Below are 15,432 nucleotides of genomic sequence, written 5' to 3' on the forward strand. Positions count from 1 at the left end.
GTTTTCTCTGTCGGGCGACTTGCTCGGGCAGCCCAACTGTCGCCGACACGGCATTTCCCCGGCCATCCGGCTGCCCGGTTGATCGGGGGTGGGGCCAGCCCCCCCGAGGCTGCTATTTCGCGTCAAGCTGTTCGGAGGATTTCGCCGGGGTTCGATCTGAGCGTTCAAGGATCTTGAAACGCTGACGGGCGACGGCTCGTTTCAGCATGATCTAGCGAGGAACCCCGTGCGTTCACGCCCGGGAGGAATCGCTTCTCAAGATAGGTGTGACCCGCACAGGCGCACGGGTCTGCGCTGTTGACCTCAGTCGGGACGCTTCTGGTTCTCGATGTACTCCTTGATGATCGCCAACGGCGCTCCGCCGCAGGATGCTGCGAAGTAGGACGGGGACCAGAAGTGATCACCCCACAGGTACGTGCGAATGTGGCCGGGGAACTCCTGGCGCAGCCTGCGGGCGGACACGCCTTTGAGGGAGCCGACCAGCCGGGAGACGGCGACCTTGGGCGGGTAGTGCACCAGCAGGTGTACGTGATCGCGTTCGCCGTTGAACTCCACCAACTCGGTTTCGAAGTCCGCGCACACGGCCCGCATGATCTCTTCGCAGCGCGTGAGGATCTCGTCGGTGAACGGTCCGCGCCGGTACTTGGGCGTGAAGACCAAATGGGTGTGGAGGGTGTGGACGACCGTACGACCCCTGCGAATATTGGGGTTTGGCTCCCAGCGTGGTGACATAGATCAACTGTAGTACGATGAGCGCATGAAGATCGTGACGCAGGTGAAGCTGATGCCGGAGGCCGACCAGGCCGCCGCGCTGCGCTCCACGCTGCGTACGGTCAATGAGCCGGCGTGCTGGGTGTCCGAGGTGGCGTTCGCCAACGGTGTGCCGCGTGAGTACGAACTGCGCAAGCACACCTACGCGCACCTCAAGGCCGAAGGGCTCGGAGCGCAGGCAGCGCAGCACGTGATCAAGAAGGTGCGCGACGCGTACACGACGCTGCATGCCAACATTCGCGCCGGAAACCTGGGCAAGCCGAAGTCGAAGCGCCGGACCAAGGCCGTCTCGAAGCCGATCACGTTCCGTCCCACTGCCGCGCAGCCGTATGACGATCGCTGCCTGTCATGGCAGTACGACGCACAGACCGTGTCCATCTGGACCACCGCCGGACGCATCAAGAACGTCCGCTTCGCCTGCTCCACCGACGCGCTCAGGACACTGCGCGAGTACCGCAAGGGCGAGGCGGATCTGATCGAACGTGACGGCGACTTCTATCCGATCGCCACGTGCGACGTTGTCGAAGCGGAGACCTACGAGCCGGGCGGCTTCATCGGCGTGGATCTCGGCATCGTCAACGTCGCCACCACGTCCACCGGCTACATGGCCGCCGGGCGCGGCCTGAATCGGTACCGCAAGCGTCAACTTGCCCTGCGGGCCAAGCTCCAGACCAAGCGCACCAAGTCCGCCAAGCGCAGGCTCAAGGAGCGTTCTCGCCGTGAACTGAAGTTCCCCCCTGATCTTGGACAGCGGGTGCTTACGCTGCAGGGGCGAAGTCTTGTCGTAGCCTGGCTCGTGTTTCGAGTGGGGTGAGGTACCCGAACTCGGGGTGCTTGCGGAGCCTGGTGCGGTTGTACTCGACCTCGATGAAGCGGAAGATGTCGGCACGGGCCGCTTCGCGGCTCTCCCAGACGGTAGTGCCGATCTCTGCTTTCAGCAGGCCGAAGAAGCTCTCGGCCGCGGCGTTATCGTAACATATACCGGTTCGCCCCATGCTCTGCCTCAGGTTCAACTTCCTTGTCTCCCAGCGGAATTCGGCGCTCGTGTACTCGCTGCCGCGGTCGGTGTGCATGATGCAGCCGGGCTGCAGGTCCCCACGGCCGGCGGCCATCCGCAGGGCGTCGGTGACCAGTTCGGCGCGGTGATGTTCGGCCATCGCGTAACCGATCACCTCGCGGGTGGCCAGGTCTATAACGGTCGCGAGGTACCACCAGCCCTCGAGGGTCGGCAGATACGTGATGTCCCCGACGAGTTTCGTGCCCGGCCTGTCGGCGGTGAAGTCGCGGCCGACCAGGTCCGGGGCCGGGGCGGCCTTGGTGTCCTGCTTCGTGAGATGGCGGCGCTTGCGGCGGGTGATACCGCGGATGTCGCGTTCCCGCATGATCCGCTCGACCTTCTTCCGGTTGATCGCATGCCCCTTGCGGCGGAGCTCGGCATGCACGCGCGGGGCCCCGTAGGCGCCCCGGGACTTCGCGTGGATGGCGCGGATCCGTCCGGCCAACTCCTCCTCGGCACACTGCCGTTCGACGGCGTCGGGCCGCGACGCGAGCCACGCGTAGTAGGTGGAGCGGTTGATGCCCAGCACGCGGCACAACCGCGCCACGCTGTAGCCATCGGGGTTGTCCTCGGTGGCCTTCTCCGCATCGATGAAGAGGCAGGCATCACCTACTTCACGATCTCCTTCGCGAAGAAGGCCGCGGCTTTTACCAAGATCTCGTTCGCCTTCTTGACCTCGGCCAGCTCGCGGCGCAGGCGCCGAAGCTCGTCGCGCTCATCGCTGGTCAGGGCGCCCGCGGGCCCCTCACCCCGATCGATCTCTGCCTGCTTGACCCAGCCGCGAAGTCCTTCGGGGCTGACCCCCAGTTCCCGGGCGATCTCGGTGACGTTCCGATGCGGCGACGAACGGACGAGCGCGATCGCGTCGCGCTTGAACTCGGCCGTATACCGCTTGCTCATATTGCTCTTGCCACTCAACCTGAACTGCTTCCTCCGGGACCCAACCGTCCCAGTATCAACCTGTCCAGATCAACGGGGGAACTTCCAAGGCCGGGTAGTTAGCGTTTTTGCAGGTCACGCAAGGGGGTCCTTTCCGGTGCGACTGCCGTGTAGCGTCCCGTGCGAACCCTCTTGATCATTCCCTTCTCGGTCCAGCGGGCGAGTTGTCGGTAGGTGGCGACGAGGGTGACGTCGCCGAGTAGTTCGGCGATCTCCCTTGAGCGCCAGAGCCGTTCGGGTTCTGCCTGCAGGATGGCCAGGACGCGTGTCATTCGGTTGCTGGTCTGGCCGGGGCCGACGTACTGGGGGACCGTGGTCGTGGGCAGTGTGGGCTCCGGCGTCGGCGGCGGCAGGAGAGTGATCACCGTCGAGGTCACGGCCTTGCCGGCGTCGGGGCGGCCGTCCAGTTTCCTTTCCGCGTAGCGGGAGATGGGGGACTTCACCTTGCGGGTACTGACGCGGCCCCGGCGTGCGGGCGACAGCGCTGACAGGACGCGCCGGCCGATCTCTCCAATGCCCTGCTCGAAGACTCCTTCTGCACCTACCAGCAGGTCACGGGCGGTCTGGAGGGCGACGGTGAAGCCGCAGCGGTCGGGATCGGTACCCGGCCGGGACTCCGCCGCCTGGACCATGGTGCGGCGCAGGAGTTGGTAGAGGGTGAGCAGGGCCCACATCTCCTGCTCGACGCCGGCCGGGTCGTGCGAGCGCAGGACACGTCCGTGCAGGATGGTGTGGCGCAAGGCGTAGTAGGCGCTCTCGTGCTCCCAACGCTCGTGATACAGGTGCACGAGGCGGTCGGCGGGGTGGCGGCGGGCGTCCAGGAGCGTGGTCACCAGACGGTAAGAGCCCTCGAAGTTGCTGCCATCGGTGCAGGTGATACTCACCTGGGCTTCGATGATGCGCACCGGGACGCCGCCGATGACCGAGAGATAGGAGAAGTCGGCGAGAGTTTGAAGGACTGGTGGGCGGCGGCGCCGGCGGATGCGGCCCAGGACCTGTGCGCCGGTGGCGTGCACGGCGGAGAGGAAGTCGTTGCCGTCGAAGCCCCGGTCCCACAGCACCAGCATCTCGGGGCCCAGATGGTGCAACAGCCTGGTGGCGTAGGAGGTTTCGCCCTCCCGGGTGGGACCGAAGACCGCCGCGATGACGGCCCGGGTGCCGGTCTCGACGAGCGTCATCAGCTCGACCTGGGGATACCCACCGTGCGGGCACCGCCCCAGCCAGCCCCGGTTGCGTTCGCTGTCAGGCACCTTGATCGAGCTGCAGCCGTCGAACGACACCGTCCGATACGGGCCGAACCGCACCCCCGGCATGGTCGGCCGGGCCAATGGCCCGGCCAACACCTCGAACAACGCACGCACCGGCGCGACTCCGAGCCGCCGGCGCAGGTCACGCAATGCCTTCCCGGTCGGGCAGACCACCGCCATCCCGGACAGGCCGGCTGTCAGCTTGGCCCACACGAGCCGGTAGCCGACTTCGGGGAACATGCACATCGCGAACAAGAAGTAGACCCCGACCCGCGAGGGCAGATCACGCAGCCGCCGCTGCACGACCCTCGTCTCCGACAAGACCGCGTCAACCAGCTCGAACGGCACGATCGCCGTCAGCTCCCCCAGATGACCCGGCGCGAACCGGCCCGCGGCCACAGTGACCGTACGGGTGATGGTCGCCAGTGGCGACGGCAGGACACAATGACCGGGCAACGGAGCTCCTTCGGGAACAAGCTGTCTTGGACGACTGCCTGTACCAACGAGCTCCGTTGCTCCGTGTCAGGACTTCCTCAACTCCCTTGCGTGACCTGCAAAAACGCTAACTACCCGGCCTTGGGGGAACTTCACAACAGCGGCACGTCAAGAACACCAACCACATCATCGCGAAGACGATCGTGACCCAGGCTGAACGCACCTTTGCCGGACTCTGCCTGGAAGAACTCAAGGGAATCCGGCAGAGGGTACGGCTCCGCAAGCCCCAACGGGTCGCACTCCATTCCTGGGCCTTCGCCCAGCTCGGAGACTTCATCGTCTACAAGGCCAGGCGGGCCGGGGTGCCCCTGGTCTTCGTCGATCCCGCGTACACGTCGCAGACGTGCGCCGAGTGCGGCCACGTCGACAAGCGCAACCGTGTCGACCAGGGGCTTTTCATCTGCCGGGGGTGCGGGGTCGTTGCCCACGCCGACCGGAACGCTTCCCACAACATCGCCGCACGTGGCGAGAGCGTGTGGAATGCGGGGCGTGAGTCACGCGTCCCTGCCACCCAGTAAGGGTGTCCGGACGGAGGAGCCAACCCAGCAGCCAGTTGGGCGCTACCTCCAAGCCCGGCCCTTTAGGCCCGGGTCAAGTTGACGCAACGCTGTGCGTCGTGGGAGGTCTTGCCCTCGCTGATCCTGCGGGCGATGTATGTCTTCGTGGCGGGGTCCAGCCGCATGTGGATGTGCGTGTTGGTGTGCAGAGCTCGGTTCAGCTGCCGGTCACCGCTGCGGTTGATCCGGTGGCGGTTCGTGGGCCCGGAAGAGGCCGGGATCGGCGAGACACCGGCGAAGGATGCGAAGGCGGCCTCGGAGCGAAAGCGGCCGGGGTGCGACCAGCTGACGCGTAGATACCGACTTGGTCGCTGACCTGCGGTGGGCCGACCGGGCCGACACGATTCGCGCCCAACACCGCCTGAGACACACGCGCGTGACGGAACGTCTCAGCCGACCGGGTACTCCCATCTGTTGGCCTTGTTCCCGCCGCCGCTGGTGATCCAGGCCAGCCACTCCTTCGTGAGCCGGCCCTGTTGGCGCGGAAGGGGGCCTTGCGTCTGCGGCGGGTGGACGGCTGCCGCGCTGCCGCCGTGGATGTCGATGTGGTCACTCGCGGTGTCCGCCCCGGCCCCGGTCGACAGTCGTGTGCCCGGATGTAGGGCCGATGGGGCCGTCATTTGAGGCTGGCTCGCGGGAATGCTGGGGTCCTGCTACGTGAAGGCGGAGGGGGCGAAACGGGCAATTCTCATCTTTTTCGCCGGCGCGTCGAGGGGTCCACAGTTATGACTGCAGCGAGGGCAGCGGGCCCGAAGAGCTTGGACGAGAGGTGGCGCCGGGGATGGTGCGGGTGGTCATTGCCGAGGACTCGGTGCTGCTCAGGGAGGGGCTGACCCGGCTGCTGACCGACCGTGGGCACGAAGTCGTGGCGGGGGTCGGGGACGGCGAGGCGCTGATCAAGACCGTCACGGACCTGGACTCACAGGGCGAGCTGCCGGACGTGGTGGTGACGGACGTTCGGATGCCGCCGACGCACACCGACGAAGGCGTGCGCGCGGCCGTGCAGCTGCGTAAATCACACCCCGGACTCGGGGTCCTCGTCCTCTCGCATTACGTGGAGGAGCGGTACGCCACGGAGCTGCTGGCCGGCTCCAGCCGCGGGGTCGGCTATCTGCTCAAGGACCGCGTCGCGGAGGTCAGCGAATTCGTGAATGCGGTGGTACGGGTGACCCAGGGCGGCACGGCCCTCGACCCGGAGGTCGTGGCCCAGCTGCTGGGCCGCAGCCGCAAGCAGGACGTGCTGGCGGGGCTCACTCCGCGGGAGCGGGAGGTGCTGGGACTGATGGCCGAGGGGCGGACCAACTCCGCGATCGCCCGTCAGCTGGTGGTGAGCAACGGCGCCGTCGAGAAGCACATCAGCAACATCTTCCTCAGGCTCGGGCTGTCCCGGAGCGGTGGCGATCACCGGCGCGTTCTCGCGGTTCTCACGTACTTGAACTCCTGACGGGCTGACACCGAGTCAGTCAAATGAGCGTCGCTCCCACGACGCCCACCCACCGGGCGCGGACACGGCTGCCTATACACCCGGACTTCGCAGGTCGTCGCTTCAGGTCTGTGGCCGGCAGGTTCTCGTGATGTCTGTTCCAAGAAGGTCGAGGAGGCGGAGTTGGATGCCGCGGGTGATCTGCAGGTGGGCGGATCGGTGGAGCTACCGATCCGCAGAGTGAGTTCGCTGAGGTGGTAGAAGATCATGCGATCGGTGGGGCGGACCCGGCGCTGGTCCGGGTAGAGGCCGACCATGGTCTGTTCGGCCCCCAGAGCGCGTCTGACCTGTCGCTCGATGAGCTTCTTTCATCGCGCCGCTGACCTCGGCCGCACCCCCGTCGAAGACACGGCAGTGGACGGGGACGGCGCCGTCGCCGGACACCGCAAGCCCAGCCTGGACCTGCTTCAGGTCCACCCGCCGGTCCTGGGACGTCCGTAACTGATGACCGGATACTGCTCGTCCTGGTCCTCGACGGGGAAGGAACCATGGACAGACATGCTGGTCATGTCCCAGTGCAGCCTGGACACGTCGATCCCCGAACTCGGTGATCGCCCGCGCGCCGACCGTCCCCGCGATCCTCTCCAATGCCGGCGCGATCGTGTCCAGGGCCCGGGCCGGGCGGTCGTCGTTGAGCAGAGCCGGCTCGATACCGAACACCTCTGCCACCGCCCCGGTGCGGCCCAGTCTCCGCCCCACACCAGCGGCGCGGGGCGAGGTGAACCGATCCCCACTCGGAGAACCGCACACCGTCACGGCACAAGACAACAGAGACCGAGACACACTGATGGATTACTCAACAGCTGCCAGCCCCACAGTCCCCCAGTCCGGGTTTCGGAGTTACTGGACCAGCCTCTCGTACCCGCGGGTATGCCGGCGGACGTTCATCATCCAGGCCGTTCGTTCCACGCCCCGGCGGCGGGGCAGAGGACGAAGCCGGAAGTGTCCTTGGGACGGGCGACCGTCTTGCTCGTGAGCTTCAGGGGCTTCTTTGCCCAGGTCACGAGCTTGCCTGCGTAGGCTCGTTCGCTCCCGCCGTCTGACATCAAGGCCCCCACCCCGCATTCAGAGGGTGCGGGGTGCGCAGTGTCGCCACGCGAGCGGTGTCTGGGAGGCTTTCGACTGGGCCGGCTGGTCCCCTGCGTCCTGCTCTGTGCTGGCGTTGGGCTGGGGTGGGCGGCCTGCGGCGGACCTTTTCTGCCGACCATCTTGTGGACTGACTAATTAGTTAGTTAGTCTGGAGTTGCGTCAGCGTCACGGTGATGCGCCGTACGGCTCCACGACGCTGATTGACGCCGGGGCGGGACCACCCTCTCCCGGATGTCTCGCGACGTCACCCCGGCAGCGGAGTGCTGGACGGTGTGCCGTTTGTCGGCTGGTATGCGGTGACCGGGCAAGCTATGCCGGCCACATCCCCCTTGTCTGCCGGAGGCACGCATGAGCGGTCGTCGGAGTCTGGTACGGACCGGGTCCGCCCCCCACAGCCGGGGTATGCACGTCGCCCGCGGGTCGCATCGCTGGTGTGCAGCTCGTGGTAACCGCCCCTCCGTATGTGCGGCCACTGAACGCAGCATGTTGGGGCACGAGCGCGGCCGTTCGGTTGGGTCTCTTCGCCACGGTTGCTGCTTGGGGGATGGCTGCGGCTAACAGCTCCGGTGCCGGGTGACCGGCAGGCGGGCATGGTGCAGCAGCGGGCGGCCATCGGGCCCTGAATGCGGTGCAGGCGCCATGCAGTGTCGTCGGTGATTGCTGTCCCGACGACTCCGATACCACGTCACGTGCCAGGGCCAGCCCCTGTCCCAGCGGTGTACCGCCTCCAACGGAGGCTGTGCTGCCCGCAGCCGTTAGATGTCCCTCTCCTTTTCTCTCTTCCCTCGATCCTGGAGGATCGTCATGGACTTTCCCTGCACACCTGAGCAGGCAGCCCTCAAAGCCAGGGCAGCCACCTACGTCCAACAGTTGATGCAGTACGAGGACCAAGCTGCACAAGCGGGCGGATTGCTTCCTGCCCCCCTTCGTGAACTAGCGCGCGCTGCCATCGGCGCCAGCCTCTACGCGATCAATATGCCCGCCGAGTGGGGCGGGCTAGGCCTATCTCTCCTGGACCAGGTCATAGTCGAAGAGGAATTCGGAACGGTGCACAGCGGCCTATGGGACTTGTGCTGGCGGCCCGCCAGCGTTCTGGCGTACTGCACGAAGGCGCAGCGGGAGAAGTACCTGTTGCCCGTGATCCGTGGTGAGCGCTTCGAGGCGTTCGCGGCGGCTGAACCAGGCGCACGGCGCAACTCTGGCTCAGCCACCACCGCGGAACGCACGGCGGGTGGCTGGCTGCTGAAGGGAAAGAAGTGGTTCGTGACGCGCGGCCACGTCGCCGACTTCCTGATCGTGCAGGCCGATGCGGGACCGCAGCGGACGTCGGCTCTGTTCTTCGTGGATATCCACGCACCGGGTGTTCAGAGCGAGCGCATGCCCCGCTCGCCGCACGCGACAGCCAACGGGACGAGTGAGTTTTGCTTCACCGAAGTTTTCGTGTCCGACGATGACGTGCTCGGCGGCATCGGCAACGGCAACGACCTCATCCAAGAATGGCTTACCGCCGAGCGACTGATGATCGCAGCCCGAGCCACCGGCGGTGCACAACGTGCGTTGGAGCATGCCCGTACCTGGGCTGGCGAACGAGGCCAATCTGGCTCCGCCGCGGACCTTCGCCGTGTGCAGGCCATGCTCGCCGACTGCGCCGTCGACGTCGCCGCCAACCGCGCATATACCCGCAAAATTGCTTGGGAGGCCGATCAGTCACGCGCTTATGACCGCCCCGATCTGCCCGCCAGGCAGGTGATGGGAAAGCCCTGGACGAACACGGCGGGCAGTCAGATCGTCTCCGGCCGCGGCCATGAGCGCACCGTGCGCGACGAGTGTCTTGCTCACGAACTACGCGTCGACCGTATTTGGGAGGGCGCCTGCGCCATCCAACGCCTGATCACCGCGAGCGAGCTACTCAAGCGCGGCTCGCAGGCCCTCGCCTCGCCCCGTCCCTAATAGGGTCGGGGACCGGCGCGGTTGCTGACGCTCCGTTTCCAGTCCCCGCCGCTTCAAGCCGTGCGCGCAATTCTGCCGCACACGGCTTTCCGATACCCTTCACCGACTGGCATGCGCTGTCGCCCTGCGTACGTTTCCGGTAAAGCGGTAGACACCGAGCCGGGGTGATCCCTCCCCCGGCGAGGCATGCCCGGCCGACTCCGCGACCTGGGGCGTCCTGGGACGCGGATGCTGGCTGGAGAAACACCAGGTCCGCTATGTGCTGGCGATCCCGAAGAACGAGGTGGAGGTCAGCGTCAACATTCCTACGCACCACGGCGGCTCCGGGCGGGGCCGGCAGCCCGGCCCCGGCTGGCCTGTGCTGTCCGCCAGCCGAGGGACGAGGAGGAAGCGTGTCCGCGCGCCCAAATGGCCGGCCAGCCCATCCAATGCAATGGTGCATGAGCCTCCCCGGCGCGCCGAGGGCCTGGCTTCCCAGCCGTCAGTGCCAGGCCCTCGCAGTGCACGAACGGTGCGGCGAATGGGAGGAAGTGTTCCATCAGCCAGGCTGCCATGATCGCTCCGGCGTCCACGTGTCCTAGCCGTGCTCTCGACCACCGCCACCAACGGCGTGCGTGTGCGGATCATTGAGGTTCCCCCGTCATGTGGGAGGTGCTGATCAGCTGGTCAGCAGGGGTTGATGGGTGTTCAGATTCGTTGGTTCGGCCGTCGCCTGCTCGGCGTAGTGCTTCTCCTCGAACTCGATCGGGCTGAGGAAGCCGAGCCGTTCCTGGATGCGGCGGGAGTTATAGAAGCCGTCGATGTATTCGAAGAGCGCGAGGTTGGCCTCGGCCCTCGTGGTGAAGGTGCGGCCGCGGATGCATTCGGTTTTGATGAGCATCCAGAGGTTCTCCGCGAGGGCGTTGTCGTACGAGTCCCCGACGGACCCCATGGATGCTTCACCTCCCGCTCGCAGCAGCCGAGTTGTGAGCTTGATGGATGTGTACTGCCAGCCGTGGTCGGCGTGATGGATGAGCTTGCCGGGCTCGACCTCACGGGACGCGAGCGCGTACTCCAGGGTGGTCAGGACCAGGTCGGCGTCCGCGTGGGCAGAGGTCTCCCACGCGACCACCCGGCGGGAGAAGGCGTCACGGATCGCCGAGAGCCACAACGGTCCCTCGCCGGTGGAGATCATCGTCAGGTCGGTGACCCACAGCCGGTTCGGCGCCGGTGCGGTGAAGTCCCGGTTGACCAGGTCCGGGGCGAGCGTGGCCTTGGGATCGCGGCGCGTGAAGCCCTTCCGCCGCGGGCCGACGCCCGCGATGTCGGCCTCGCGCATCAGCCGCTCGACCCGCTTGCGGCCCACCCGCGTGCCCTCGCGTCTGAGGACGGCGTGCACGCGCGGCGAGCCGTAATTGCCGCCGGACTCCGCGTGGATCTCCTTGATCCGCTCGGTCAGCTCGACGTCGCGGCGCCGCCGTTCGCACGGCTCCTTCTCCGCGCGGCGCCAGCGGTAGTAGGTGGAGGAGGCGATGTGCAGTTCCCGCAGGACGCACTCGACTCCCAGGCGGGGATGCTCGTCGACGAGCGCCGTCACCTGGGCCGGGTCGGGTCGAGCTGAACCGCTCCGGGTTTGATCGAGACTCTAGATCTTGACTGTGACCTAGTGTTTTGCGGTCTCGTTGTAGTAGTTGGTCTCGTATTCGACGGGTGGGATGTGCCCGATCTCACCGTGGAGTCGGCGGTGGCAGTACCAGTCGACCCACTCGGCGGTGGCCAGCTCGACCTCGGACAGCGTCTTCCAGGGGGCGGCGGGGCTTGATCAGCTCAGTTTTGAACAGGCCGATCGTGGATTCCATCAGGGAGTTGTCGTAGGCGTCGCCGACCGATCCGATCGACGCGGCGATGCCTGCCCGGTCGAGGTGCTCGGCGAGCGCGAACGACGTGTACTGCGATCCGGCATCGGCTCGACGCCGCCGAAGCGGTCCTTGTGCTCGTCGATGAACGCTACGAGCGTGTGTGTGGCCGGTCGAGCTCGGCCGCGAAGAAAGACGCCGCGGCTTTGAGGATGTCGTTGGCCCGTTTCAGCTCGGCGTTCTCCTTCTTCAGCCGCTTCAGCTCGGCCGACTCCTCGCTCGTCGTTCCTGGCCGGGAGCCGGTGTCGATCTGGCCCTGCCGCACCCACTTGCGCAGCGTCTCGGTCGTGCCGATGCCCAGCTTCTGGGCGACCGCTTTCATCGCGGCCCACTCGGTGTCGTACTCCGGCCGCACCTCGGCGACCATCCGCACCGCACGACGGCGCAGCTCAAGCGGGTACTGGGAAGGACGTGCCATAACTCGATCCTCTCAAACGATCGAGTCTCTACCGAATCCGGAGCGGTTCAAACAGACGAACCACGCCTAATTCGTTATGGACCCCTGACTGCCTCACCAACGGTCGCAAGTCGGTTGAACATTCTTCGACTGGCTGAATTAGATCATGATGGTTTGGCGTCTCACGTAGCGCGTGCCACTCTGGTGGCGATCAGTGGCGGCGGAGGGTTCTGAGTTCAACGAACCGCGAGGATTGAAGGGTTGATAGGTGGAGCACCCTCATACGGTGTCTTGACTCTTATGCGATCGCGCATTCAGGTAGCTGGCACTCGACCAGCGCCGGTAGGTCCGTCATGGTGCCCCGTCCTGTGGGCTGCAGCCTTCGATGACCTGCGCCTCCAGCCACCGAATCGTCCATGGCTCGTTTCCCGAAGCGGGACTGATCACGCCTTTCACGAGTGGAATGCGCCGCCTTTGTCCAGACGCGGCACCCGTGTCGGCACCAAGTGAAAGCACACCAAACAAAAAGGCAAAGGAAAATGATGAAGCGTTACGTTACGGCCGTACTGGCCGCCGCAGCCGTTCTGACTGGAATATCTGCGCCTGCTGCTTCCGCCGACTCGCCTGGAATCTCGACGCCGAGGCAGAGCGCCACCGGGCGGCAGCTGAACAACCTCATGTGGACACCGACGCTGTCCATGAGCGGCACGACCATCTGGATGCTGCGTATGCAGGAAGAGCCGGCCGTCGAGCCGGGCGGGGTCTACTTCCTGTGGAACCCCGACACTGCTTCCCCCGCCGGGCGCTTCTCGGTGGGAGACGATGTCCAGGTGAGCACCGTCAGCAGCTGGAGGGGGGCCATCTTCTCTCCTGACCTGGCCGCGCAACACATCGAGGTCCGCTACGGCAACGTCACCAAGCCCGAAGAAGCCGCAGTGGTCGCCAGCTCGACTACGTGCCCGCCGCATTTGACCTGCTGATTCTGCGGAGAGACGGCTGCCGTCTACGCGGCAGGCGCCGCGCAGGCACTTGCCGTCCACCGCGATGGCCCGACGGTGTGTTCGGACGGTCTCGGCCCGGTTGACTTCCGCTCCCCTCCCTAAAGACTAAAGGGAGGGGATTCCTACCACGGTCGGCTGACCGTCTCGGTGGGTTCCTGCTTCTTCGCGCTGTGCCGGGACACGTCCCGGTCTTACCCGCGCTCGACAGGCTGATACCGCAAGTCCTGCGGCCTTGGCGATGTTGACCGCCGCGTTGATGTCCCGATCGACCCAGGCCCCACACGCTCCGCATTCCCATACGCGGACGTGGAGGGGCTTGGGTCCGTCCTTGACGCCGCACTGCGAGCACGCCTGTGAGGTTGGCTCGAAGCGCCCGATGCGTACGAGGGTGCGCCCGTACCGGGCGGCCTTGTACTCCAGCATCGTGACGAACGCTGACCATCCGGCGTCGTGGACGGACTTCGCGAGGCGCGTACGGGCGAGTCCCTTGACCGACAGGTCTTCCACTGCGACCGCTTGGTTTTCGCGGATCAGCTTGGTGGAGAGCTGGTGGTGGAACTCGCGCCGCGCGTCGGCGACCTGCGCGTGAGCGCGGGCGACCTTGAGCCGGGCCTTCGTCCTGTTGCTGGAGCCTTTCGCCTTACGGGACAGGCGGCGCTGTTCCCGCTTCAGCTTCTTCTCGGCCCGGCGCAGAAAGCGGGGGCTGTCGATCTTCGTGCCGTCGGAAAGGATCGCGAAATGCGTCACCCCCAGGTCGATCCCGACCTGTCCGGCCGCCTTGGGCAGCGTCTCGTCCTCGCTGGTCTCCACCACGAACGAGGCGAAGTACCGGCCGGCGGCGTCCTTGACGACCGTGCCGGTGGACGGTACAGACGGCAGGGTGCGGGACCACTTGACCCGCACGTCACCGATCTTCGGCAACGACAGATCCCTGCCGGGCGTGATCTTCCACCGCGCGTTCGCGGTGAACCGGACGGACTGCCGGTTGTCCTTGCGGCTCTTGAACCGGGGCGCACCCATGCGCGGGCGCTTTCCCTTCAACCCGTCGAAGAAGTTCCGATAGGCGGTGTCCAGGTCGCGAAGGGACTGCTGGAGTACGACCGCCGAGACTTCACCGAGCCAGGCTCGTTCCTCGGTCTTCTTCGCGGCCGTGACCTGCTTCGACAACTCGGCCGAGGTCACGAACGGCAGCCCTGCCGTGCGGCAGGGCGGTTGCAAGTTCCGGGATCGAGTGGATCGTCCGCCCCAGCGGGAGTTGACGGGGCAACAGCATAGGCACGAGACCGGTGATCATCAGGGTGTCTACGCCTGCTGATCACATCAAGGTCCCGTGCCTGCCGCTCCGTCCTCCACGATCCCTGCCGTCCTGGCGAAACTGGGCCCCCTTTCACCAGTGCGACACCGGCCGTCTGCGCACCCACCTCCAGCGCCTCCCCGACCCCCGTTCGCGTCGCGGGCGGTGGTATCCCCTGGCCGGCTTGCTGCTGATCTGCGCCTGCGCAGTCGTCTCCGGCGCCCGGACCATCACCGAGATCACCGAGTGGGGACAGCGCGCCAGCACCACGGTGCTGGAACAGCTCGGCATCCGCCGCCACCTGCCCGGACGTCGACGCGCCCCATCCCATGCCACCCTCACCCGGCTCCTGGCCGCCCTCGACGGCGATGCCCTGGACGCCGTGATCGGCGCCTACCTGGCCGAACACGACCACACCGATGTCGGCGGCACCGGCTCGGTGCCGCGGCCGGCGATCGCGGTGGACGGCAAGGCGCTGTCCGGCTCCGCGCACCGACAGCAGCGCCACCGGCCCCTGTTGTCCGCCGTCACCCACGCCCCCACCGTCACCCTGGCCCAGCGGGAGGTGGGGGCCAAGACCAACGAGACGGCCGCTGCTGGAACCCTCGATCTGGCCGGTGCCGTGGTCACCTTCGACGCCCTGCACAGTGTCAAGGACCAGGTGCGCTGGCTGGTGGAGGAGAAGAAAGCCCACTGCATCGCCGTGATCAAAGGAAACCAGCCGACCGCGTCCGCCCAGGTCAAAGCCCTGCCATGGGAGCAGGTGCCGATAGCGCACACCGTCTCCGGGACGGGCACGGGCGGCGGGAGTCCCGCTCGGTCGAGGCGATGGCTATCGCGGCGAACCTGGGCGGGATCGCTTTTCCGGAAGCACGGCTGGCCTTGTGTATCCACGGGCGCCGCCGGGACAGCGGCAAGCGGCAGACCCGGGAGACGGTCTACGCCGTCACCAGCCTCGATACCCACCAGGCCAGCCCTGCTGACCTGGGCGGATACGTCCGCGGGCACTGGGGGAATCGAGAATTCCAGCCACCATGTCAGAGATGTGGTGTTCGTCGAGGACGCCTCCACCGTCCACACCGGCAGCGCGCCGCGAGCGATGGCGGCCTTGCGGAATCTGGCCATCGGCAGGCTGCGGCTGCTGGGAGCGGACAACATCGCCAAGACCACCCGAGCGATCCGGGACGCACCCGAACACGCCATCTGGATCTGGGGCATCACCGACAGCCCACTCCTACCGGGAACCTGAAGCCGCCC

General features: G+C 66.5%; 12 protein-coding genes and 6 pseudogenes. 7 read left to right on the forward strand and 11 right to left on the reverse strand.

The features are described from left to right. Window positions 1-303: 303 nt before the first annotated feature. Complete coding sequence (gene tnpA, locus OG331_RS02465) at window positions 304-732, reverse strand: IS200/IS605 family transposase (RefSeq protein WP_406191176.1); 429 nt, start codon at window positions 730-732, stop codon at window positions 304-306. Window positions 733-757: 25 nt separating this feature from the next. Here tnpA and OG331_RS02470 point away from each other — a divergent pair, with 25 nt between their 5' ends. After that, window positions 758-1,585, forward strand: a complete 828-nt coding sequence (locus tag OG331_RS02470) for a hypothetical protein (protein ID WP_406191178.1) — start codon at window positions 758-760, stop codon at window positions 1,583-1,585. Here the strand turns inward: OG331_RS02470 and OG331_RS02475 are convergent. The 3 genes from OG331_RS02475 to OG331_RS02485 all read right to left on the reverse strand — a co-directional run bounded on the left by OG331_RS02475 (window position 1,530) and on the right by OG331_RS02485 (window position 4,470). Beyond that, window positions 1,530-2,357: an IS3 family transposase gene (locus OG331_RS02475; RefSeq protein WP_406191180.1), complete on the reverse strand. Its 828-nt coding sequence runs from the start codon at window positions 2,355-2,357 to the stop codon at window positions 1,530-1,532. The two genes, OG331_RS02470 and OG331_RS02475, sit on opposite strands and share 56 nt — an antisense overlap. A gap of 80 nt (window positions 2,358-2,437) precedes the next feature. Then, on the reverse strand, window positions 2,438-2,746 hold the full coding sequence (locus OG331_RS02480; protein WP_406191182.1) for a transposase: 309 nt from the start codon (window positions 2,744-2,746) through the stop codon (window positions 2,438-2,440). Window positions 2,747-2,826: 80 nt separating this feature from the next. Beyond that, complete coding sequence (locus OG331_RS02485) at window positions 2,827-4,470, reverse strand: IS4 family transposase (RefSeq protein ID WP_406191184.1); 1,644 nt, start codon at window positions 4,468-4,470, stop codon at window positions 2,827-2,829. Window positions 4,471-4,604: 134 nt separating this feature from the next. Between OG331_RS02485 and OG331_RS02490 the strand changes: the two are divergent. Further along, window positions 4,605-5,027 (forward strand): annotated as a pseudogene (locus OG331_RS02490) (RNA-guided endonuclease InsQ/TnpB family protein); the annotation flags it as partial. 62 nt (window positions 5,028-5,089) lie between these two features. Here the strand turns inward: OG331_RS02490 and OG331_RS02495 are convergent. Together OG331_RS02495 and OG331_RS02500 are read right to left on the reverse strand one after the other, a co-directional pair. Beyond that, a pseudogene (locus tag OG331_RS02495) lies at window positions 5,090-5,344 on the reverse strand (transposase); the annotation flags it as partial. Window positions 5,345-5,455: 111 nt separating this feature from the next. Beyond that, a complete protein-coding gene (locus OG331_RS02500; protein WP_406191186.1) occupies window positions 5,456-5,686 on the reverse strand; it encodes a hypothetical protein in 231 nt (76 codons plus the stop codon). Between the two features lie 161 nt (window positions 5,687-5,847). On the opposite strand from OG331_RS02500, the gene OG331_RS02505 reads away from it, so the two are divergent. Beyond that, a complete protein-coding gene (locus OG331_RS02505; protein ID WP_406191188.1) occupies window positions 5,848-6,510 on the forward strand; it encodes a LuxR C-terminal-related transcriptional regulator in 663 nt (220 codons plus the stop codon). Between the two features lie 336 nt (window positions 6,511-6,846). Further along, window positions 6,847-6,990, forward strand: coding sequence for a hypothetical protein (locus OG331_RS02510; RefSeq protein WP_406191190.1), 144 nt, complete (start codon window positions 6,847-6,849; stop codon window positions 6,988-6,990). A 402-nt stretch (window positions 6,991-7,392) separates the two neighbouring features. Here OG331_RS02510 and OG331_RS02515 read toward each other — a convergent pair. Then, window positions 7,393-7,580, reverse strand: a pseudogene (locus tag OG331_RS02515) (IS5/IS1182 family transposase); the annotation flags it as partial. An 862-nt stretch (window positions 7,581-8,442) separates the two neighbouring features. Between OG331_RS02515 and OG331_RS02520 the strand changes: the two are divergent. Next, entirely contained in the window at window positions 8,443-9,588 is a 1,146-nt protein-coding gene (locus tag OG331_RS02520; protein ID WP_406191192.1) for an acyl-CoA dehydrogenase family protein, read from the forward strand. Between the two features lie 658 nt (window positions 9,589-10,246). Here the strand turns inward: OG331_RS02520 and OG331_RS02525 are convergent. The 3 genes and pseudogenes from OG331_RS02525 to OG331_RS02535 all read right to left on the reverse strand — a co-directional run. Further along, a complete protein-coding gene (locus tag OG331_RS02525; protein ID WP_406191194.1) occupies window positions 10,247-11,164 on the reverse strand; it encodes an IS3 family transposase in 918 nt (305 codons plus the stop codon). A 66-nt stretch (window positions 11,165-11,230) separates the two neighbouring features. Continuing rightward, window positions 11,231-11,534: pseudogene (locus OG331_RS02530) on the reverse strand (integrase core domain-containing protein); the annotation flags it as partial. Beyond that, a pseudogene (locus OG331_RS02535) lies at window positions 11,483-11,901 on the reverse strand (transposase); the annotation flags it as partial. The pseudogenes OG331_RS02535 and OG331_RS02530, both read right to left, overlap by 52 nt. Before the next feature lie 518 nt (window positions 11,902-12,419). On the opposite strand from OG331_RS02535, the gene OG331_RS02540 reads away from it, so the two are divergent. Next, window positions 12,420-12,860: a hypothetical protein gene (locus OG331_RS02540; RefSeq protein ID WP_406191196.1), complete on the forward strand. Its 441-nt coding sequence runs from the start codon at window positions 12,420-12,422 to the stop codon at window positions 12,858-12,860. Between the two features lie 126 nt (window positions 12,861-12,986). Here the strand turns inward: OG331_RS02540 and OG331_RS02545 are convergent. Then, window positions 12,987-14,084: pseudogene (locus OG331_RS02545) on the reverse strand (RNA-guided endonuclease InsQ/TnpB family protein); the annotation flags it as partial. 95 nt (window positions 14,085-14,179) lie between these two features. Between OG331_RS02545 and OG331_RS02550 the strand changes: the two are divergent. After that, the gene (locus OG331_RS02550; protein WP_406191198.1) at window positions 14,180-15,424 is read left to right on the forward strand and encodes an ISAs1 family transposase; all 1,245 of its coding nucleotides are present in this window, start codon (window positions 14,180-14,182) and stop codon (window positions 15,422-15,424) included. The last annotated feature ends 8 nt before the right edge of the window (window positions 15,425-15,432 follow it).

It is taken from the genome of Streptomyces sp. NBC_01017 (assembly GCF_045162795.1).
GTDB lineage: Bacteria > Actinomycetota > Actinomycetes > Streptomycetales > Streptomycetaceae > Streptomyces > Streptomyces machairae.